General features: G+C 47.5%; 15 protein-coding genes and 1 pseudogene. 6 read left to right on the top strand and 10 right to left on the bottom strand.

The window, feature by feature from the left end:
* Positions 1-45: 45 nt before the first annotated feature.
* The 5 genes from Q5076_RS14640 to alaS all read right to left on the bottom strand — a co-directional run bounded on the left by Q5076_RS14640 (position 46) and on the right by alaS (position 9009).
* Entirely contained in the window at positions 46-2322 is a 2277-nt protein-coding gene (locus Q5076_RS14640; protein WP_303014341.1) for a GH92 family glycosyl hydrolase, read from the bottom strand.
* 40 nt (positions 2323-2362) lie between these two features.
* A complete protein-coding gene (locus Q5076_RS14635) occupies positions 2363-3370 on the bottom strand; it encodes a FecR family protein (protein ID WP_303014340.1) in 1008 nt (335 codons plus the stop codon).
* Between the two features lie 36 nt (positions 3371-3406).
* Entirely contained in the window at positions 3407-3961 is a 555-nt protein-coding gene (locus Q5076_RS14630; RefSeq protein WP_303014339.1) for an RNA polymerase sigma-70 factor, read from the bottom strand.
* Between the two features lie 26 nt (positions 3962-3987).
* Positions 3988-6225: a GH92 family glycosyl hydrolase gene (locus Q5076_RS14625; protein WP_303014338.1), complete on the bottom strand. Its 2238-nt coding sequence runs from the start codon at positions 6223-6225 to the stop codon at positions 3988-3990.
* Between the two features lie 165 nt (positions 6226-6390).
* Positions 6391-9009: an alanine--tRNA ligase gene (gene alaS, locus Q5076_RS14620; protein ID WP_303014336.1), complete on the bottom strand. Its 2619-nt coding sequence runs from the start codon at positions 9007-9009 to the stop codon at positions 6391-6393.
* A gap of 165 nt (positions 9010-9174) precedes the next feature.
* Here alaS and Q5076_RS14615 point away from each other — a divergent pair, with 165 nt between their 5' ends.
* Both Q5076_RS14615 and Q5076_RS14610 read left to right on the top strand, forming a co-directional pair.
* Positions 9175-10143 (top strand): M23 family metallopeptidase, encoded by a 969-nt coding sequence (locus tag Q5076_RS14615; protein WP_303014335.1) that lies wholly within the window; start codon positions 9175-9177, stop codon positions 10141-10143.
* 24 nt (positions 10144-10167) lie between these two features.
* The gene (locus tag Q5076_RS14610) at positions 10168-10512 is read left to right on the top strand and encodes a MerR family transcriptional regulator (RefSeq protein ID WP_303014334.1); all 345 of its coding nucleotides are present in this window, start codon (positions 10168-10170) and stop codon (positions 10510-10512) included.
* A 457-nt stretch (positions 10513-10969) separates the two neighbouring features.
* Here the strand turns inward: Q5076_RS14610 and Q5076_RS14605 are convergent, their stop codons facing one another.
* From Q5076_RS14605 to Q5076_RS14585, 5 genes are all read right to left on the bottom strand, one after another.
* Positions 10970-13213, bottom strand: a complete 2244-nt coding sequence (locus Q5076_RS14605) for a bifunctional (p)ppGpp synthetase/guanosine-3',5'-bis(diphosphate) 3'-pyrophosphohydrolase (protein ID WP_303014333.1) — start codon at positions 13211-13213, stop codon at positions 10970-10972.
* A gap of 72 nt (positions 13214-13285) precedes the next feature.
* Positions 13286-14578: a lytic transglycosylase domain-containing protein gene (locus Q5076_RS14600; RefSeq protein ID WP_303014332.1), complete on the bottom strand. Its 1293-nt coding sequence runs from the start codon at positions 14576-14578 to the stop codon at positions 13286-13288.
* 33 nt (positions 14579-14611) lie between these two features.
* Complete coding sequence (locus tag Q5076_RS14595; protein WP_303014331.1) at positions 14612-15508, bottom strand: DUF5683 domain-containing protein; 897 nt, start codon at positions 15506-15508, stop codon at positions 14612-14614.
* Positions 15509-16399 (bottom strand): ParB/RepB/Spo0J family partition protein, encoded by an 891-nt coding sequence (locus Q5076_RS14590; protein WP_303014330.1) that lies wholly within the window; start codon positions 16397-16399, stop codon positions 15509-15511. It lies immediately after the preceding gene.
* Positions 16400-16409: 10 nt separating this feature from the next.
* Positions 16410-17174, bottom strand: coding sequence for a ParA family protein (locus Q5076_RS14585; RefSeq protein ID WP_303014329.1), 765 nt, complete (start codon positions 17172-17174; stop codon positions 16410-16412).
* A gap of 570 nt (positions 17175-17744) precedes the next feature.
* Here Q5076_RS14585 and Q5076_RS14580 point away from each other — a divergent pair.
* The 4 genes and pseudogenes from Q5076_RS14580 to Q5076_RS14565 all read left to right on the top strand — a co-directional run.
* Positions 17745-18503: a hypothetical protein gene (locus Q5076_RS14580; protein ID WP_303014328.1), complete on the top strand. Its 759-nt coding sequence runs from the start codon at positions 17745-17747 to the stop codon at positions 18501-18503.
* A 125-nt stretch (positions 18504-18628) separates the two neighbouring features.
* Entirely contained in the window at positions 18629-19408 is a 780-nt protein-coding gene (gene surE, locus Q5076_RS14575) for a 5'/3'-nucleotidase SurE (protein WP_303014327.1), read from the top strand.
* 47 nt (positions 19409-19455) lie between these two features.
* Complete coding sequence (lpxB, locus tag Q5076_RS14570) at positions 19456-20592, top strand: lipid-A-disaccharide synthase (protein WP_303014326.1); 1137 nt, start codon at positions 19456-19458, stop codon at positions 20590-20592.
* A gap of 96 nt (positions 20593-20688) precedes the next feature.
* A pseudogene (locus Q5076_RS14565) lies at positions 20689-20928 on the top strand (NigD-like N-terminal domain-containing protein); the annotation flags it as partial.
* Positions 20929-20979 lie beyond the last annotated feature (51 nt).

The raw sequence follows: 20979 nt of genomic DNA, 5'->3' as shown, positions 1-20979 counted from the left end.
TATGTTTTTTATAGTTATTTTTTATAGTTCGCAATCTGATGTTTTTTATTCCGTTCCCCATTTCGTAGGACGGTCGGTCATCCTGATTTCCAGTGTCCCTCCCTTTACGATGTCCTGATGGGTGAAGAACGGCGTGTTCAGCGGCTTGCCGTTGAGCATTACGCTCTCGATGTATTTGTTTTTCTTTCCGTTGTTCCTGGCTATGATGTGGAAAGCCTTTCCTTCGGGCAAGTTGATTGTCGCCTTGTCGAATGCCGGGCGTCCGATGGAATAGACCGGCTTGCCGGGACATACCTGGTAGAATCCCATGGAGTTGAGTATGTACCATGCAGACATCTGCCCGCAGTCTTCGTTGCCCGCCAGTCCGTCTACGGCGTTGGCATACTGGCTCCGGTACACGCTGTCTACCAGCTCTTGGGTTCTCCACGGGCGGTTTACGTAGTTGTACAGGTGGATAACGTGGTGGCTGGGTTCATTGCCGTGCGCATACTGCCCGATAAGGCCGGTGATGTCTGCCGAGGTCGTTTCGCCTTCGAGCGCCGAGTCTACGGTGAACAGGGAGTCGAGCTTCTGCACGAAAGCTTCTTCACCACCCATCAGGTTGACAAGTCCCTCTATGTCGTGGGGGACGAACCAGGTCCATTGCCAGGCTGTCCCTTCGCAATAGTCGTCATTACGGTGGGTAGAGGCGCGGGGATTGAAGGGGGTACGCCATTCTCCTTTTGAATCCAGTCCGCGCATGAAGCGGGTAGATTTGTCGAAATAGAATTCGTATGCTTTGGCGAAGCGTTCGTATTTGGCTTTGGTCTCAAAGTCGCTCATCGCCTCTGCGAAAATAGATATGCACCAGTCGTCATAGGCATACTCCAATGCTTTGGCTACGGATTCGTTCTCGCGGTCGCAAGGGATGTAGCCGATTGAGTTTTTGTAATATTTCGCCTTGGGCATCAGGTGGGGCAGCACCAAGTCCGGGCATTTGATTCCGGCCGTGTCATACTCGGCGGCACGCAGGGAAGCTTTGTATGCTTCTTTGGCGTCGAAATTGCGGTAGCCTTTCATGTATGCGTCTACTATTACCGGGACGGCATGGTAGCCAATCATTGTGCCGGTGTAGTTGGAAGCCAGGTCCCACATGGGGTATATTCCGCCTTCCTGATGTTTTCTGATGAGCGAGTTGATGAACTGGCTGTTCAGGTCCGGGTCGATGATTGTCATCAGCGGGTGCAGTGCGCGGAAGGTATCCCATAAGGAGAAGGTGGTGTATATCGGACGAAGGGTGTCGCCCTGATGTATTTCAAGGTCCATTCCCAGATAACGTCCGTCCGCGTCCGTGAACAGGTTCGGGCTGATTGCCGTGTGGTACAGGGCGGTGTAGAAGATGTGTTTGTCGTCCTTGTCGGCAGTCGTTATGTCTATCTTGGATAAGTAACGGTTCCAGGCGGTACGGGCGTCTTTGCGCACTTTGTCGAAATCCCATCCGGGTATTTCCGTTTCTACGTTCTTGCGTGCGCCGGCTATGTCTACGGCGGATATGCCTATTTTCACCAGGACTTCTTCGTTCCGGGCGGTGTTGAAGTGCAGCAATGCCTTGCAGATGGGAAGGCGTTTGCCGTCGTCCATCGTGACGGAATCGGTAACCATCGTGTAAGAGAAGGGTTTCGAGAATTTTGCGTAAAAATTGATGTATTGGTCGAAGGCCCAATAGGTCGATTTCTTGTGTCCGCAGATTTCCGTGTCGCTGATGACTTCTATCTTCATTTCGGAGTTGGTCTGCCGTTGCAGGCTGTAGTCGAGGTCGAGTATGAACCCGGCTTCGGCGCTTTCGGGGAACGTGTAGCGGTGGATGGCACTGCGGCGGGTAGCTGATAATTCGGCTTTTACCTGATAGGTGTCCAGAAACACGGAGTAGTATCCGGGTTCTGCCGTTTCATTCTCATGGGAGAAAGTGGAGGCGTACGCCAGTTGTTGTTTTTGGGGGTCGGTTGTCAGATATTGCTGCTTGCCCACGGTGGGCATGAGCAGCACGTCTCCGTAATCGCAGCAACCGGTTCCGCTGACGTGCGTGTGAGAAAAACCGTTGATGGTAGAATCGGCGTAATAGTAGCCGGAACAAGCGTCCCAACCATCGATACGGGTGTCCGGACTGGGCTGAATCATTCCGTGCGGAACTACCGCGCCGGGGAAAGTGTGTCCGTGTCCGCCGGTGCCGATGAAGGGATTGACATAAGCACTGTAGTCTTTTACATTAGTGGGGGCTGTGCAGGAGCTAAGTGTGAATAATCCTCCTAAACATCCTACAACTAGGAATGTTTTTAATTTCATGGTGTAATAGCTTTTTTTAGTTTTGCCGGGAACGGTATTTTTATTGGGGAGAAATAAAAATATTGTTTCCGACGATTTTATAATCAATAGGAATAGAATTCTGTAATGACTTCAATACGGATTCGATAGTAGACTTCTTTTTCAACACTCCCGAATAGGTTTTGTCCGCCTTTATGTCGGGAGACAGGATTATCTTCACGTCATAAAAGCGTTCCAATGCCTTGGTGATGGTGAAAATGTCGGCTTTCAGGAATGGAATCAGGTTGTCGTGCCATACGGCGTCTAACTGGGCATCCACTTGTTTCACGGTCAGGCGTCCGTTGCTTTTGTTCAGTTCCGCACGTTGTCCGGGGGTAAGGATGATTTGTCCTTCTTCTTTGTTGCCTTTCACTTCGATTTCGCCTTCTATCAGCGTCGCTTCTGCTATCCGGCAGTGTTTGTCGGATTTGAAGTTGAACGTTGTGCCTAATACTCGCACGCGCATGGCGTCGCTCTGTACGGTAAACGGTTGATGGCGGTTCTTGGTTACTTCAAAGTAGGCTTCTCCTTCCAGGTAGACGTTGCGTTCTTTTTCGGAGAACTCGCGCGGGTATTTCAATATCGCGGAGTTGTTCAGCCAGACTTTGCTTCCGTCCGGCAAAACCACTTCTTTTACGATACCTTCACCGGCAACGGCGACCATGAGCTGCTGGCTGCTTCCGTGTTGATGGAACCAGTATCCGGTTCCGCCTCCTGCAATCAGGAGGGCGGCGACGGCAGCGGCGTATTTTATCCGGCGGCGTATGCGCAGTATTTTGCCTTGCTTCCCTTTTTCTTCATCCAGCTTTTTATACAACCGCTTTTCCGCACGGGCTATTTGTTGCCCGTCGGTGTAGCGGCCGGATTTACCCAGATGATAAATTTCTTCCATGCGGAAGAGCCGGCGGGCATTCTCTTTTGATTCCTTCATCCAGGTGTTTATTTCGATGAGTTCTTCTTCAGAGCATTGTCCTGCCAGATATTTGTCTACTATCTCTTCGCTCAGATTTTTCATTTTCTTTTCCTTCATATAAATAATACAATTCAGAACCTAAAAACACTTATCTTATGGAAACAAAAATATGAATAAAATGAACCAAAGGTAATCAAGACGGCTTCGCAGGTACTTTAAGGCTTTGTACATATGCGCTTCTACCGTGCGAAGCGAAACCCCAAGAACGTCGGCTATCTCTTTGTTTTTCATGTCGTGGAGGTAGCTGAGCTTGAAAACTTCTTTGCATTTATCCGGAAGTTCATTGATGGCGTCGTAAATTTCTTTCCGCAACTCCCGGTCTTCTATCCTTTTGATTATTTCGTTATTGTCCGGTTGGTAGAATTCGGCGCGTCTCTGGTTGATTTCTTCCATGGCGGCGCAGTAACCGTCTTCTACATTACGGTGTTTCAGCACATTGAGGGCGCGGGTATAAACGGCACGGTAGAGAAAGGCTTGAATCTGGTCGCCTATCTCTACGGTGTCTCTCCGTCTCCATAATTCTACAAACACGTCCTGTACGATGTCTTCCGCCTCTTCTTCTCCTACCAGCCGGGTGGCGTAGAACAGGAGGTAGGGGTAGTATCTGCGGAACAGCGCCTTGTAGACGGAATCGAAGTTTTCGTTCATTCTCTCGTTGGATTGGTTTAGGTAACTTACGGTTTTTCCCTTTCGGATATGGCTCCTGCCGCCTGCGGCGTATCGCTCATCTCGAATTCTACAATGGATCCGTTCATGATTTGTTCATGGGTGAGATAAGTTTTGTCATAGGGTTGCCCGTTTATTCTGACTGACCGGATGTAGATGTTTTTCTTGCTTACGTTCGGGGCGAGCACCGTGAAGGTTTTGCCGTTTGCCAGGTGCAGTCGGGTTTCGGGGAACAAGGGGGTGCCTATCTCGTATTTTCCGCTGACCGGATTTACCGGATAGAATCCCATGGCGCTGAATACGTACCATGCGGACATTTGACCGCAGTCTTCATTGCCGCAAAGTCCCGCAGGTTCGTTCCTGTAGAGTTCGTTCATCACTTTTGCTACGTATTCTTGCGTCCGGTTGGTATGTCCTATGGCGTTGAACAGGTAGATGACGTGATGGCTGGGCTCGTTGCCGTGAGCGTATTGTCCTATCATTCCCGTACTGAAAATCGGAAGTTCTTCGTCTGCCGCCGGGTGATAGGTGAACATGCTGTCCAGTTTCTCGGCGAATCTGTTTTTGCCTCCTGTCAGTTCGATGAGCCCGTCGATGTCATGCTGCACGGACCAGAAGTATTGCCATCCGTTGCTTTCGCATATATGAGGGGTGTACTCGTCTGCCTTGAAGCCTTCGATAAAGGCGCCTTTGTCGTCCCGCGGCTGCATGAAAGAGGTGGCCGGATTGTAGATGTTGCGGTAGTTTTGGGAACGTTTGTAGAATTCGTCGGCGATGTCTTTCTTTCCCATTTTCTGTGCCATCTCGGCGATGCAGTAATCGTCGAAGGCGTATTCCAGGGTCTTGGATAACGACCAGTTTTCCGCATTGTAGCTGTCTGTCACGTTGTAGGGGATGTATCCTAGTTTCTTGTAGAGACCGATGCCCCGGTAGTGTTCCAGGTTGGCTGTCGCTACGCAGGCGTCTAGCGCTTTCTCTGCATCGAAATCGCCGATTCCTTTCAGGTAGGCGTCCGCGATTACCGGAACGGCATGGTAGCCAATCATCATGTCTGTTTCGCTTCCGTAGAAATTCCATACGGGCAGGCGTCCGTTTTGTTCGTAAAAGGCGATGAAGGATTTTATCATATCGTTGACACGTTCCGGTTCGGTGTAGGTGAAGAGGGGATGGGCGGCACGATAGGTGTCCCACAGGGAGAAGGTGCTGTAATTCACCCAGCCGTCTGTCCGGTGTATTTTCTTGTCGGGACCGTAGTAGGCTCCGTCTACGTCGCTGTAGATGGTGGGGGCGAGCATGGAGTGGTACAGGGCGGTGTAGAAGTTGACTTTGTCGTCTTCGTTGTCGCTTTTTATTTCTATTTTTCCGAGTTGCCGGTTCCAGTCAGCTTTCGTTTCGGCGAGGTATTTGTCGAAATCGTTTTCCGGGACTTCTGCCTGCAGATTCTTGGCCGCTCCTTCCATGCTCACGCCGGAAATGGCTGTACTGACTAGGATTTGTTCGCCTTCACCGGTGTGGAAGTCGAAACGGGCGATGGTGGCTGTGCCGATACGTTTACCGTTTTTGATAATGGCGGTTGTGTCCAGCTCCATCTTCTCGAACGGTCTGGAGAAACGGGTACGGAAGTAAATGTGCTGGTCGCGTGCCCAGCCGTCGGAAAAGCGGTATCCCTGAATGGTGACGGAGTCTACCTCTTCGATATGGGAGTCATTGGTGAAGTCCCAGTTCATGGCTTTCTTCAGGTTCAGGAAGATGGCGGATTGGGCTTCGGGGAATGTGTAGCGTTGGATGCCGCAACGTTCGGTCGCTGTCAATTCGACGTTGATGCCGTAATCGGTCAGCCGTACTTGATAGTAGCCTGCATAGGCGCTTTCGTCTTCATGGGAGAATTTGGAGTGGATGCCTAACGGGGCTTCCGCTTCTTTGTAGGGCAGGGTGACGGGCATGAAAGAGATGTCATACAGGTCGCCGGCTCCTGTGCCTGACAGGTGGGTGTGGCTGAATCCGGCAATGGTGCTGTCCGGATAGAAATAGCCGGCGATGCGGTCCCAGCCGGGAAGTCCGTTGTCCGGACTGAGTTGTACCATTCCGAACGGCGCTTGTGCGCCGGGATAGGTGTTGCCGGTAAAGTCTGTCCCTATAAACGGATTTACGTAGGATGTGTAATCTACTTCGTGTTTCTCTTGCTTTGGGGCACAGGAAATCAGCATGCAGGTTAACAGCAGGCATAGATAAATCGGTGTTCTCATCGTTCTTTTGGTATTAGTGATTACTTATTTTTATTTGTTTTGAAGGAAAAGAAAAATAACTAATCTGTTCGCAAAGGTAGGAAAAATATAATAAAAAAAGAGATTAGCTCCTTTTTTTCAGGGAGACTAATCTCTTTTTACCGGTTTTTATGTCGTCCGGGGATGTTAAATCCCTGCGAGTTCCAATACTTTTTCAACGGCTGCGTTCAGGCCGTCTGTGTTCTTGCCGCCGGCTGTCGCGAAATGAGGTTGGCCGCCGCCCCCGCCTTGAATCAGCTTGGCGGCTTCTTTCACCAGGTTGCCCGCTTTCAGTCCGCCGGCTACCAGGTTGTCGCTAATCATGACGGTCAGCATCGGTTTGCCGTGGTCGACGCTTCCGGCTACGAAGAACAGGTTTTCCGTTATTTCGCCGCGGAGCTGGAAGGCGATGTTTTTCACGACTTCCGCCGGCAACGGGGCACAGAACTTTATGACTTTGACGCCATGTATTTCTTGTACGTTTTTCAGCAGTCTTTCTTTTAAAGCGGCTTCTTTTTCTTTCATGAAGTCTTCCACTTGCTTTTTCAGGCCTGCGTTTTCTTCGATATATTTGCGAATGGCGATGCCCAAATCCGGCGTATTGTTGAAGAGCGCTTTCAGGTCGTTAAGCGTATCCTGGATGGTGTCCAGCATTTCTTCTACACGTGCTCCCGTATAGGCTTCGATACGGCGGACACCGGCAGCGACGGAACTTTCCGAAATGATTTTTACCATGCCGATGTTTCCCGTTGCGGCCACATGTGTGCCTCCGCAGAATTCGATGGAGGACCCGAACTGGATAACACGTACTTTGTCACCGTACTTTTCGCCGAAAAGAGCGATGGCTCCCAGTTCTTTGGCTTCTTCGATGGGGATGTTGCGATATTCCGTCAGGGGGATGTTGGCGCGGATTCTGGCGTTTACGAGGTGTTCTACCTTACGTATTTCTTCGTCTGTCACTTTCTGGAAGTGGGAGAAGTCGAAACGCAGAGAATCCGGTGTGACTAACGAGCCTTTTTGCTCGATGTGCTCGCCCAGCACTTCCCGGAGGGCGGCGTCCAGCAGGTGGGTCGCCGAGTGGTTTGCTGCACAGGCGGCCCGCTTGTCTGTGTCTATGCATGCCATCATCGGGGCTTCCGGATGTTCCGGCAACTTTTTGGCAATGTGTATCGGAAGGTTGTTTTCTTTCTTGGTGTCGATGATTTCAATCGTTTCGAATTCGCTTACCAGTACTCCCGTGTCTCCTACCTGACCGCCGCTTTCCGCATAGAATGGGGTGTAGTCGAGCACGATTTGGTACAATGTCTGGTTTTTCTGCTTAATCTGGCGGTAGCGGAGGATGGATGCTTCGTACTCGGTATAGTCGTAACCGACGAATTCGGTTGCTCCTTCTTTCAATACTATCCAGTCGCCGGTCTCGATAGCGGCGGCATTGCGCGCGCGTTGTTTTTGCTGCTGCATTTCCGCATTGAATTCTTCGATGTTTACGGTCATTCCGTTTTCGCGAAGGATTAGTTCCGTCAGGTCGAGCGGGAATCCGAAGGTGTCATATAGGGTAAAGGCGTCTTTTCCGCTGATTTCCGTCTTTCCGGCAGCCCTGGTTTCTTCCATGGTTTTGTCCAACAGGCGGATACCGGTTTCCAACGTGCGGAGGAATGCTTCTTCTTCTTCTTTGATTACTTTCTCTATCAGTGTTTTCTGTACTGCCAGTTCAGGGTAGGCGTCTCCCATGTTGTCGATTAATACCGGGAGCAACTTGTACATGAACGCTTGTTTCTGGCCGAGGAAAGTGTATCCGTAACGGACGGCGCGGCGCAGGATGCGGCGGATGACATAACCTGCCTTTGCATTTGACGGCAACTGCCCGTCTGTGATGGAGAAGGCGATGGTACGGATGTGGTCGGCAATCACTCGCATGGCGATGTCCTGTTGTTTGTCTTTTCCGTATTCCGTGCCTGCCAGCGAAGCGATGTATTTTATCATTGGCTGGAATACGTCCGTATCGTAATTGGATGTTTTGCTTTGCAATGCCATGCATAGACGCTCGAATCCCATACCCGTGTCAATGACTTTGGCGGGAAGGGGCTCAAGGCTGCCGTCGGCTTTGCGGTTATATTGCATGAACACGAGGTTCCAGATTTCGATTACTTGGGGATGGTCACGGTTCACGAGGTCGCGTCCGGAGATACGGGCGCGTTCTTCTTCCGGGCGAAGGTCGATATGGATTTCGGAACACGGACCGCAGGGGCCTGTGTCGCCCATTTCCCAGAAGTTATCGTGTTTGTTGCCGTTGATGATGTGGTCTTTCGGCAGGAATTGTTCCCAGTAGGAAGCGGCTTCGTCGTCACGTCCCAGCCCTTCTTCCGGACTTCCTTCAAATACGGTGGCATAGAGGTTTTCCGGATTTAGCTTCAATACGTCTACCAGGTATTCCCACGCCCAACTGATTGCTTCTTTTTTGAAGTAGTCGCCGAACGACCAGTTACCGAGCATTTCAAACATGGTATGATGGTAGGTGTCGTGTCCTACTTCTTCCAGGTCATTATGTTTTCCGCTTACACGCAAGCATTTTTGGGAGTCCGCGACTCTATGGTATTTCGCCGGGTGGTTGCCCAGAATAATATCTTTAAACTGGTTCATACCCGCGTTTGTAAACATCAGGGTAGGGTCATCTTTTATTACCATCGGAGCCGAGGGGACAATGTGATGTCCTTTCGACTCAAAGAAACTCTTGAACGAATCTCTGATTTCTTTTGCAGTCAACATATTATGAATTATGATTTATAATTTGACGGTTCATGAATCATGGTCTGTGAGTCGTTGGAATCCCAATAAATCATAAATCATAATTCATAAATCTATAAAAACGGTGCAAAGATAGCGTGTTTTTATTACTTTTGCGGTATTAACAAGCGAAATATTTCCAAAAAGATGCGCAAAGTTTACTATATCTATAATCCACAGACCCAGACTTATGACCGAATTTATCCGACTGTGCGGCAGCGTGTGCTTAGCTATTTGCGCAGGCTCTTTTACGGTATGGGATTGGGAGCGGGATGTTTCATCATATTGCTCTTGATTTTTGGTTCTCCGTCGGAAAAGGAGTTACGGATAGAGAATAGCCGTTTGCAGGCGCAATATAATGTCCTTTCCCGCCGTCTGGATGATGCGATGGGGGTGCTTCAGGATATTCAGCAGCGTGACGATAACTTATATCGGGTGATTTTGCAGGCCGACCCGGTTTCTCCGGCTATCCGCCAGGCGGGTTACGGGGGGACAAACCGGTATGAGGAACTGATGGATTTGGCAAATGCCAAATTGGTGGTAAATACGACGCAGAAACTGGATGTGCTGTCTAAGCGGTTGTATATTCAGTCCAAGTCTTTTGACGATGTGGTGGAGATGTGTAAGAACCATGACGAGATGTTGAAGTGTATTCCGGCTATCCAGCCTATTTCCAATAAGGATCTTCGCAAGACTGCTTCCGGTTACGGTACACGTATCGACCCGATTTACGGCACGACGAAGTTTCATGCGGGAATGGATTTTTCGGCTCATCAGGGGACGGATGTATATGCCACCGGAGACGGGACTGTTGTGAAAGTGGGATGGGAAACGGGATATGGCAATACGATTGAAATAAATCATGGGTTTGGATATATGACCCGCTACGCTCATTTGCAAGGGTTTAATACCAAGGTCGGCAAAAAGGTGGTTCGTGGGGAGGTCATCGGAAAGGTGGGCAGTACGGGAAAGAGTACCGGTCCGCACCTGCATTATGAGGTGCACGTGAAAGGGCAGGTTGTGAATCCGGTAAATTATTATTTCATGGATTTAAGTGCGGAAGATTATGAGAAAATGGTTCAGTTGGCCGCCAATCACGGTAAGGTTTTCGATTAATCTCTTAAATAAAGGAAGAATGTTATGCTCAGTACGGATAAAGAGTTGAAACTGTATTACTCAATCGGGGAAGTCGCTGATATGTTTGGTGTCAATCCGTCCCTGCTTCGTTTCTGGGAAAAAGAGTTCCCGCAGATTTCTCCCAGGACTGTCGGGAGGGGGATACGCCAGTATCGTAAAGAGGACGTGGAGACTATCGGGTTGATTTATCATTTGGTGAAGGAAAAGGGAATGACGCTTCCGGGGGCCCGGCAGAGGTTGAAGGACAATAAGGAGGCTACTGTCCGTAATTATGAAATTGTGAGTCGGCTGAAAGCTGTCAAAGAAGAACTTCTGGCTATCAAACGGGAATTGGACGGTCGGGAATAATATCCGGACAGTGGAAGGGTGTTTGTATAAAAAGGGGTGTTTGCATAAATATGAAAGCAGGATTTACGGTTATAAATTACTTTATATCCGGATGTGTTTTTAACGATAGAAACAGGGGTATTCATAGAATAAAAAAGATAGGGGTGTCAAAATTCAATTTTAGAGGAAATGAACTTCTCATCTGAAACTCGGCACTCTTCATCGGCAATAAAAAGACCGTATCAACTCTATTTTTGAGTAATGATACGGTTATTTTTATGTTTATCAGTTAGATTCTGTAACTGTTCCGAGTGTTTATCTTAGTTTTGACACTCCCTTCGGATATCTTTAAGCATATCTGCCGGTTTCATGTTCCTTCTCCTTTTCCTGAATTAGCTGAAAAAATAGGAAAATGCTTCGTAGGATGTCAAGGTTGTATATAACTGGCAACTACGGCTATGGGCTTCTACTTTTGTGTTTATTCCTCTATCCGGTTGGCTTGTTTGATGTTCTGGATTTTCTTCAAGTTGTTGCAGATTGTTTTTACGTCGTCTACGTCGTGTACCCATAGTTGTATTTTCCCTTCAAAGATACCGTCATTGGTTTCGATGGTCAGTTTGCGGATATTGACGTTTAGTTGTCTGGAGATGACTTGGGTGACTTCGTTTAAAAGCCCCATGCTGTCTATGCCTTTTATGTAGATATAAACGAGGAAAGACAATTCTTTGTGAGTGTCCCATTCGGTAGCCAGAATGCGGTTACCGTAGCTGCTTTTTAGTTTAGCGGCAATAGGACATTGGCGTTTGTGAATGATGATACGGTCGTTCTCGTCAATATATCCCAATACGTCGTCCCCCGGAATAGGATGGCAACATTCTGCCATGATGTATTTCTTTTGCAGGCTTTCTTCCGTTAGTTTGAGAATCTGTTTCGGATTAATCTTTTCTTTTTCCTGCGGTTCTTTTTCTTCTTGCTGCTTTTCTTTGTTGTTGCCGAAAGAGAAAGTCAAGTATTTTTTCCAGTTGCTGGTTTGTTTCTCTTTCAGCTCGTTCTTGTCAGCTTCTCCCAGAACGATTGTTTTGCTGCCGATAGCAGCCAGCAACTCTTCCTCATTCTTTGCATTATGCAGTTTCCGTAATTTCTCGATTACAGCATCTGTCGGGCGAATCTCTTCTTTCTTCAGGAACTCGCTTAGAATCTCTTCGCCTATTTTCTGATTTGCCTTACGTTCTTTGCGGAGAATTGCCGCTATCTTGGCGCGGGCGCGGGCAGTGGTGGCAAAGGCTTCCCATTGCGGTTGCACGCGCTGTGATTTGGACGTCAGGATTTCCACTTGGTCGCCGCTTTGTAACTTATGGCTTAGCGGAACTAATTTATGATTCACTTTGGCGCCGATGCAATGGCTGCCGATGTCCGTATGCAGGGAGAAGGCGAAATCGAGTGCTGTCGAGTTTTGCGGCATCGTTTTCAGTTCTCCTTTGGGCGTGAATACGAATATCTCGGAGGCAAATAAGTTAAGTTTGATTGTATCCAGAAAGTCGATAGCATCCGGTTGCGGGTCGTCCAATATTTCCTTGATGGTTTTTAGCCATTTCTCCAGTTCTCCTTCATCTTCACTTCCTCCTCCCTCTTTGTACTTCCAATGGGCGGCGAATCCTTGTTCGGCAACATCGTTCATCCGTTCGCTACGGATTTGGACCTCAATCCACTGGCCGTTGTTGCCCATCAAAGTGACGTGCAACGCCTGGTAGCCGTTTGCCTTGGGATGGCTCACCCAGTCGCGCAGGCGGTCGGGATGAGGCTTGTATATCTTGGAGATGGATACGTAGATGTCGAAACAGTCGTTCAACTCTTCTTCCATATTGCGCGGCTCGAAGATGATACGGACGGCTAGCAAGTCATATATTTCTTCAAAAGGGACATGCTTGGTCTGCATCTTGTTCCAAATGGAGTAGATTGATTTGACACGGGCGAGAATCCGGTATTTCAACCCCATTTTGTCAAGTTGCGTGCGGATAGGAGCTGTGAAGTCATTGAATACTTTATCTCGTTCGGCAGCAGTGGCATTCAGCTTTTCTTCTATCTCCGCATACTCTTCCGGATGCTCGTACCTGAAACTCAGGTTCTCAAGTTCGGTCTTTATCTTATAGAGCCCCAGTCGATTGGCGAGCGGAGCGTAAATGTAGAGAGTTTCGCCTGCTATCTTATACTGTTTGTTAGGCAACATGGAACCAAGGGTACGCATGTTGTGTAGCCGGTCGGCTATCTTGATAAGGATTACCCGGATATCGTTGGACATCGTCAGCAACAGCTTTTTGAAGTTCTCCGCCTGTGCAGAGGCGCGGTCGCCGAAGATGCCTCCGGATATTTTAGTGAGTCCGTCTACAATCTGGGCTATCTTGGGTCCAAAGATATTTTCAATGTCTTCCACCGTGTAGTCCGTGTCCTCCACAACATCATGCAGCAATGCCGCACAGATGGAGGTAGAACCGAGTCCGATTTCGTTGCATACGATGCTCGCTACAGCAATCGGGTGCATAATATAAGGTTCGCCGGAGCGGCGTTTGATTCCTTTATGCGCCTGGTTGGCAAAGTTGAAAGCCTTGGTGATGATTTCAACTCGTTTGCGATGTTTGGTGTTGAGATAATCATTCAGTAATTGGTGAAATGCCTGATTAATCATCTCTTCTTCTGCTATGTCTTTGGGGGTTAGATTGTCCATAACTGTTCTTCTTTCACTTGCTTATTTTTGCAAAAATAAGCAAATTTCCGAATGATGCAAGCGGGAAGAGGTTTATTTGTATATTTTCAATCGTTTTCCTGCTGTAATCCTGGTACCGGACAATCCGTTCCACCGTTGTATGTTCCTTACGCTGACACCGTGTTTTTCCGCAATGGAAGATAAAGTGTCTCCGCTTTTTATCTTGTAATAGGACAGTTTTCCCTTTCCTGCCACAGCGGTTGTATTTCTGCGGGCACTGGAGGTCTCTTTCACGGCGACGACTCTTCGGTTGCGGAACAGCTCGTTGGCGCGGTGTGCATAGATTGTGTCCTGTTTGTCTATAAAGTTGCTGATTGCGTCGATTGGTAACCGCAGGGTGTACGGTTTGCTGTTGCCGGGGATGATTTGCTTCTTGTATTGCGGATTCAGGCTCTTTATCTGGTCCAGCGGGACATTGCAAAGGTCGGCTATCTGCTGGAAATGCAGGTTTTTGCTCACCTGTACGGTGTCTGTACTTGCCGGAATGTTTGTTTCCATCGGACAGATGTTGTGGTCGCAGTAGTATGTCATTACGTAATTTGCAGCGATAAACGCCGGTACGTATCCTCTTGTTTCCCTGGGCAGCAGGTTATATATTTTCCAGTAATCCGTCTCGCCGTTAGCGCGGCGGATTGCTTTGTTGATTGTGCCGGGACCGCAGTTATAGGCGGCGATAACGAGGTTCCAGTCTCCGTAAATGGCATACATCTCTTTCAGGTAACGTGCGGCCGCCCATGTCGCTTTTATCGGGTCGCGGCGCTCGTCTACCAGGCTGTTCGATTCCAGACCGTAGATTTTACCCGTGCCAATCATGAACTGCCACAATCCCGATGCACCGGCGCGTGAAACGGCAGACGGGTTAAGGGCGGATTCGATGATGGGGAGGTATCTCAGTTCCAGCGGAAGGCCGTAGGCATCCAGGGCTTCTTCGAAAATCGGCATGTAAAAGTTGCAGGCGCTTAACATAAAAGAAACCTGGTTACGCAGGCGTCCGGTGTACATGTCGATAAATTTGCGTACGATGTCGTTATAAGGCATTTCCATGATAGCCGGAATGCGTGACAAACGGTCCATGTAAACCGAATCGCTGAATATCGGATTGACTTCCGCCGTACTGCAATCTTTACCTAAATCAATATAGTTTTTTACTTTCCAGTCATTCAGCAAGCTGTCGAGCGGATAGGTCATACTCATCGGCAAGTCGATGCTTTCTTTATGTTCTGTTCCGTTTTCACGAATCACTACATCTACGCTTTGGGCTTTTACCTGGGATGCCGCCGATAGTAAAAGAAGAACAATCGAACAATAGTTTACTAATTTCTTCATGCTTCAATAATAAGATCAATCTAATTTGTGTTTTTAAAATCGTAATACGCATTGCAGGCCTACTGACTTGCTCTTTAAGCTGCTCGGCCGGAACTGGCTGTTATTGTTGTCGTTGTCGATAACTGCCGGTTCCACCTTCATACTCAAGTCCGGGGTGATGTCGAAGTTGGACAACTCCGCATCCACGTAAGCGTCGATGATGGAGATGAGATAGACTCCGATGAATGCAAATATACTAAGGTCCCGATAACGCCGGAACATATCTTTCCTTCGTTTTAACGTATTTTTTAGTTGCTCCTCGTTGTAAGTTGCATTGGGAGGCAGCAAATCTTCGTAACTTTTGGTGTTCGGATTGCTGTCCATGATATCTAGGTAAGCCTGTGAGTAGTCTTTGTACATTTTACCGTTCCAGCTTAAAGCGTAGGCGCAACCGGCAAACCCTCCGTATATAATCGGCAGTTTCCAGAATTTCCGGTTGTAAATCTGTCCTCCGCCCGGAAAGACGACCGCCAGCCATGTCGCTTTGGTAGGATTGGGCATGAATATTTTTTTATTGATGTCCTTGGAGGGAGGCGGAACGCTGTCGGGGTCTATCTTGACGGATACCGGTTGTTCTATTTTTTTCAACTCTTTCCGGTTGATTGCGTCGAGACTGTCCGCTATCTGTATTTTGGCGGCTGACAGGCTATCGATTGATTGAAGCTGCCGAAGGGGCAGGATGATGGAATCTTTCTTCAACGAATCTGGTTTCTGGGCCGGTTCCCGGTGTCTCCTCGCACGGGCTTTCGGAGGTTCCCGGCGTAGGATGGCGGTGTCCTTTTGTACCGGGGTTACCGGGTCTTGTGCATACATATCAATCCCTGCCACCTGTAAAAAACAGAGAAGCAGGGCACTGACTAGTACTTGATATTTCTTACTTTTTCTTGTCATTTACTTTTTTAGCGTATCGAAGATTTCCATGATACGTTCCAATTCCTCCTCATTGTTGAAAGGAATGCTGATTTTCCCTTTCCCTTTTTCGGAGCAAGTGAGCTGTACCTTGGTACTGAAAAAACCTGAAAGCTGTTGCTTCAGCAAGTTGAATTCTTCCGGAAGTTTGGCGCGTTTCGGAGTTATTTTCCGTGTGCCGCTTTTCACTGCTTCACCTTCGCTTAATGATTTAACGATTTCTTCTACTTTACGGACGGAATATCCGTGTTCCTGTATCTCTTCGAATATTTTTACTTGCAGTTTAGGGTCGCCCAACGAAATCAATGCACGGGCGTGTCCCATGTCCAACTGTTTGTTTTGCAAAGCCATTTGGATAGGGGCCGGCAATTTCAGCAGACGCAGGTAATTGGCGATTGTCGTTCGGTTTTTACCGATGCGTTCGCTCAGGCGTTCTTGGGTAAGTTCATACCGGTCGAGCAAATGCTGGTAGGCCAGGGCGATTTCTACGGCATTCAGGTCTTCGCGCTGTATATTCTCTATCAGCGCCATTTCCATCATGTTCTCGTCGTCGGCCGTGCGGATGTAAGCGGGAATGGTTTTTAAACCTGCTTTTTGTGAAGCGCGGTAGCGGCGTTCGCCTGCGATAATCTGATATTCGTCGTCCGATACCTTTCGTAAGGTAATCGGTTGTATGATACCTATTTCCGCAATTGAGTCCGCCAGTTCCCGCAATGCTGTCTCGTCAAATTCGCGGCGGGGCTGGTTGGGATTGACGGAAATCTTCGCCAATTCTATTTCGTTGATGGAAGAAGAACCTTCGGTTTTCACGTCATCCATTGAGAGCAAGGCGTCGAGTCCGCGTCCTAATGCATTTCTTCTTTGTGTTGCCATATCTTCTTCGTTAGTTGTTTCGGTTGATAATCTCTTTGGCTAAAGCCAGATGGTTCTTGGCTCCGGTGGAGTCCGCATCGTAGAGGATGGTCGGAATGCCGTAGCTGGGGGCTTCGCTTAGCTTTACGTTTCTTTGAATTACGGTGTTGAACACCAGTTCTTGGAAATGGCGTTTGACTTCATCGTAAATCTGGTTTGCCTGGCGCAGGCGCGAGTCGTACATCGTCAGCAGGAAGCCTTCGATTTCTAAAGCCGGATTTAATTTCGATTTGATGATTTTGATGGTGTTCAGCAGTTTGCTGATTCCTTCAAGGGCGAAGTATTCGGCTTGTACGGGGATAATCACGGAGTCGGCTGCCGTCAGAGCATTGATGGTGATGAGTCCTAGTGAAGGAGAACAGTCTATCAGGATATAGTCATATTCTTTCTTCAAAGGGGTGAGTACTTCCTTCAGTATCTTTTCGCGGTTTGGGAGGTTCAGCATTTCAATCTCTGCTCCTACGAGGTTGATGTGCGAAGAGATAACTTTTAAAGAATCGATTTCGGTGTCATGAATAGCGTCCTGTACATTGGCTTTGTCAATAATGCATTCATAGATAGTGCATTCCGATTGCTTGATGTCTACTCCCAGTCCGGAAGAGGCATTAGCTTGCGGGTCGGCGTCTACCACGAGTACCTTTTTTTCAAGTGTAGCGAGTGATGCGGCGAGATTGATTGTAGTCGTTGTCTTTCCTACACCACCTTTTTGATTAGCCAAAGCAATAATTTTTCCCATATTCTCTAAATTTATTGGCAGCGAAATAAGTGATAAATCCTTAGAGCGCCTACGAAAAAAGAGAAACTTTGCAATTTCTGTTGATAAGTCGCCTGTTTTGTTAATAACTGTCGGACGAAACGGTTACAAAACTTCAACAGGTTCATCATCTTCTTTTCTCTTTAACGAGCTTGCAAATATACATATTTATATTGGATATCTATTTCTTTTTTTGCTCGCTTGCAGAAGATTAAGATTTGTAAACGGGTAGGAGAGCGTTCATTTCCGCACTTTGCCGTAAGGTCGGAAAAGGTATTTTTATTCGCTTCTTGCAACTGGCAGGCGAGTTTTACCCGATGCCTGTATGAGAATGGATTTCATGGTGTTAAACTGTTATTTCTCGAATATGCCGTGCATATCGGGGAACCTCTTCCGTGTTTTGCGCTCATTCCGCCTTTTCCATTTTTGCTTTGAGAGTAAAACTCATAAAAATGACGTAATTATAATAACTGAGACGCTTTTGGCCGCTATATTTTCTGTGGTATTGGATTTTTTATTAAATTTGAATAATTTTGTAAAACAATTACTGACATGGTAAAACTTCTTCTGTTGTTTGTTCCCTTTTTGTGCGTGATTTCCGTTCAGGCACAATATTTCAACGCCAAGAAAGGTGCGGTAGCGTATTATATTACTGTAGACCGTAAGAAAAATGAGATACTGAAAGATACGGCAAGTGTCATTGACGTAAAAGATGAAGACAATCGTCTGACAATGAGGCAGACGGTTCACGGCGACCGCTATGCCGTCCGGAGCATAATGAATGGAAATAATCTGCAGACTATGGACGGAAACAGCCTGCAAACTTATGTTTATCATAAGGATACCGGTGTTACGGAAATCAATCTGCTTGATAGCGAGATGGAAAATGAATGGATACGGAAACGCATACTTTCCACTTATCCCGAAAACCGGCGGGAGGAAGCGGAAAAAGCATGTGCGGAATATAGCAAGGTCATTCGTACCGAAGGACGTATCATCATCCCTTTGAGAGAAAATGCCAAAGAAGGGGAAGAGGTACCTCCTTGCACTTATTGTCAAAAAATGAATACGGTGACGATGAAGGCATATCTGAAAGGGAAATATAAAGGCCGGGAAATCATCCGTACCCCTGCCGGCGATTTTGACTGTATCAAGGTTTATACGGAAAACAAAGCGAAGTTTATGTTCTTTTCCGAGACGGAATATACCATGGAATGGTATGCGGAAGGAATCGGGCTGGTGAAGTCTGAGGAACTTACTAAACGGGGAAAAGTGTTGTCTACTACGCTTCTACAAGCTATAAAAAAGTAATGCGGTCTGTTCTGTTAATCGGAATTTCCATCTGTCATCCGGCATAAGAGCAGAAAGTTCTGTTTGGCGTTCCAGCTTCTTTTTGCTACTTTTGTGCAGATATTAAAAAGGAAAGGATTGAATATATGGAAAATGAAAAGCCGTTGATACTCGTTTCAAATGATGACGGGGTTATGGCGAAGGGGATTAACGAACTGGTAAAGTTTCTCCGTCCCTTAGGGGAAATTGTGGTAATGGCGCCGGATTCTCCGCGTTCCGGTAGCGGTTGTGCGCTTACAGTGACTCAGCCTGTTCATTATCAATTAGTCAGGAAAGAACCCGGACTGACTGTCTATAAGTGTTCGGGAACGCCTACCGATTGTATTAAGCTGGCGCGGAATGCGGTACTGGAACGCGAACCGGAGCTTATTGTGGGAGGCATCAATCATGGAGATAATTCCGCGACTAACGTGCATTATTCCGGTACGATGGGAGTTGTAATCGAAGGTTGCTTGAACGGTATTCCCTCCATCGGTTTTTCGTTGTGTAACCATAGCCATGATGCCGATTTTGAAGCGGTAGGTCCTTACATACGCAAGATTGCCGCTATGGTATTGGAGCAGGGGCTTCCTCCGTTGACTTGCCTGAATGTGAATTTCCCGGACATAGCCGATATCAAAGGGGTGAAGGTTTGTGAACAGGCAAAAGGGCGCTGGACAAATGAGTGGGTGTCTTGCCCGCGGCCAGATGATATGAATTATTTCTGGTTGACTGGCGAATTTGCCGATTGTGAGCCTGAAAATGAAAAAAACGACCATTGGGCATTGGCCAACGGATATGTAGCCATCACTCCGACTACCGTCGATGTGACAGCTTACGGTTTTGTAGATGAGCTGCGTGGGCAGTGTCTGCGGGCAGGACTCTAATCTTGGCATGACAGTCGAAATTATAATTCATTAAATAGTGACCTTCCATGAAATATTATCTGATTGTCGGTGAAGCTTCCGGTGACTTGCACGCTTCCCATCTGATGGCTGCTTTGAAAGCGGCAGACCCGCAAGCGGATTTCCGTTTTCTCGGCGGAGATTTAATGGCTTCTGTCGGCGGAACTATGGTGAAGCATTACCAAGAATTGGCGTATATGGGGTTCGTTCCCGTGTTGCTTCATTTGCGTACTATTTTTGCAAATATGAAACGCTGCAAGGAAGATATAATGGCATGGAACCCGGATGTCGTAATCCTGGTGGATTATCCCGGTTTTAATTTGGATATCGCCCGGTTTGTGCATGCAAAAACGCGGATACCCGTCTATTATTATATTTCTCCGAAGATATGGGCATGGAAAGAATATCGCATCAAAAATATAAAACGTGATGTGGACGAGCTTTTCTCCATTCTTCCTTTTGAAGTAGAGTTTTTTGAAGGGAAGCATCAGTATCCTATTCATTATGTCGGAAATCCTACGGTAGATGAGGTGACGGCTTATAAAGAAGTCCATTCGGGAGATTTTGCGGAGTTTGTCGCAGAGAACCGGTTGGAGAATAAGCCGGTAATCGCCTTGTTGGCGGGTAGCCGGAAGCAGGAGATTAAAGACAATCTGCCGGATATGTTGAAAGCGGCTTCTGCTTTTCCGGATTATCAACTGGTATTGGCAGGCGCACCGGGTATCTCTCCGGACTATTATAAGGATTATGTAGGCTTGTCAAAAGTAAAGATAATCTTTGGCAGGACATACCAGCTTTTGCAGCATGCGGACGCGGCTTTGGTTACTTCGGGTACGGCTACCCTTGAAACCGCTTTGTTTCGGGTTCCGCAGGTGGTTTGTTATCATACTCCGGTTGGGAAAATAATCTCGTTCTTGAGACGCCATATCCTGACGGTAAGGTTCATCTCGCTGGTTAATTTGATTGCTGACCGCGAGATTGTGAAGGAGCTGGTCGCTGATACCATGACGGTGGAAAATATGCAGTGTGAGTTGAGACGTATTCTTGAAGATAAAGAATATAGGAATGGGATGCTTGCCGGGTATGATTATGTTGCGGAACGGCTGGGGCCTGCCGGTGCTCCCCGCCGTGCGGCCTGTAAGATGCTGGACCTGTTGAAAAAATAACTTTCTTTTTCTGAATAAACGTAAAGCCGATGCAGTAAATGCACGGCTTTTTTATTTATAATACAGAAGGTTTGAATAAAGAAAAAGGAATGAAATATGAAAAAGTTTAAGTGTTTTTTGAGTTTATTGGCACTGGTATCATTAATACCGGTGATGCAGTCTTGTGACGATGACGGGTATTCTATCGGAGATTTCAGTTGGGATTGGGCTACGGTCCGTACTACCGGTGGTGGAGGTTATTATTTGGAAGGCGACCATTGGGGGATTATTGAACCGGTTGCCACCTCTATTCCTTGGTTTAAACCTGTGGATGGTGAACGGGTAGTTTCTTTCTTTAGGTGAGTTCTATCAATTCAATTTATCCTCTTGTATCAGACAGCAGAACTC

The sequence above is a fragment of the uncultured Bacteroides sp. genome (genome assembly GCF_958445495.1).
In the GTDB taxonomy this organism is placed as follows: domain Bacteria; phylum Bacteroidota; class Bacteroidia; order Bacteroidales; family Bacteroidaceae; genus Bacteroides.
The sequence above is the reverse complement of the archived record's forward strand: the minus strand, read 5'-3'. Positions and strand labels throughout refer to the sequence as shown.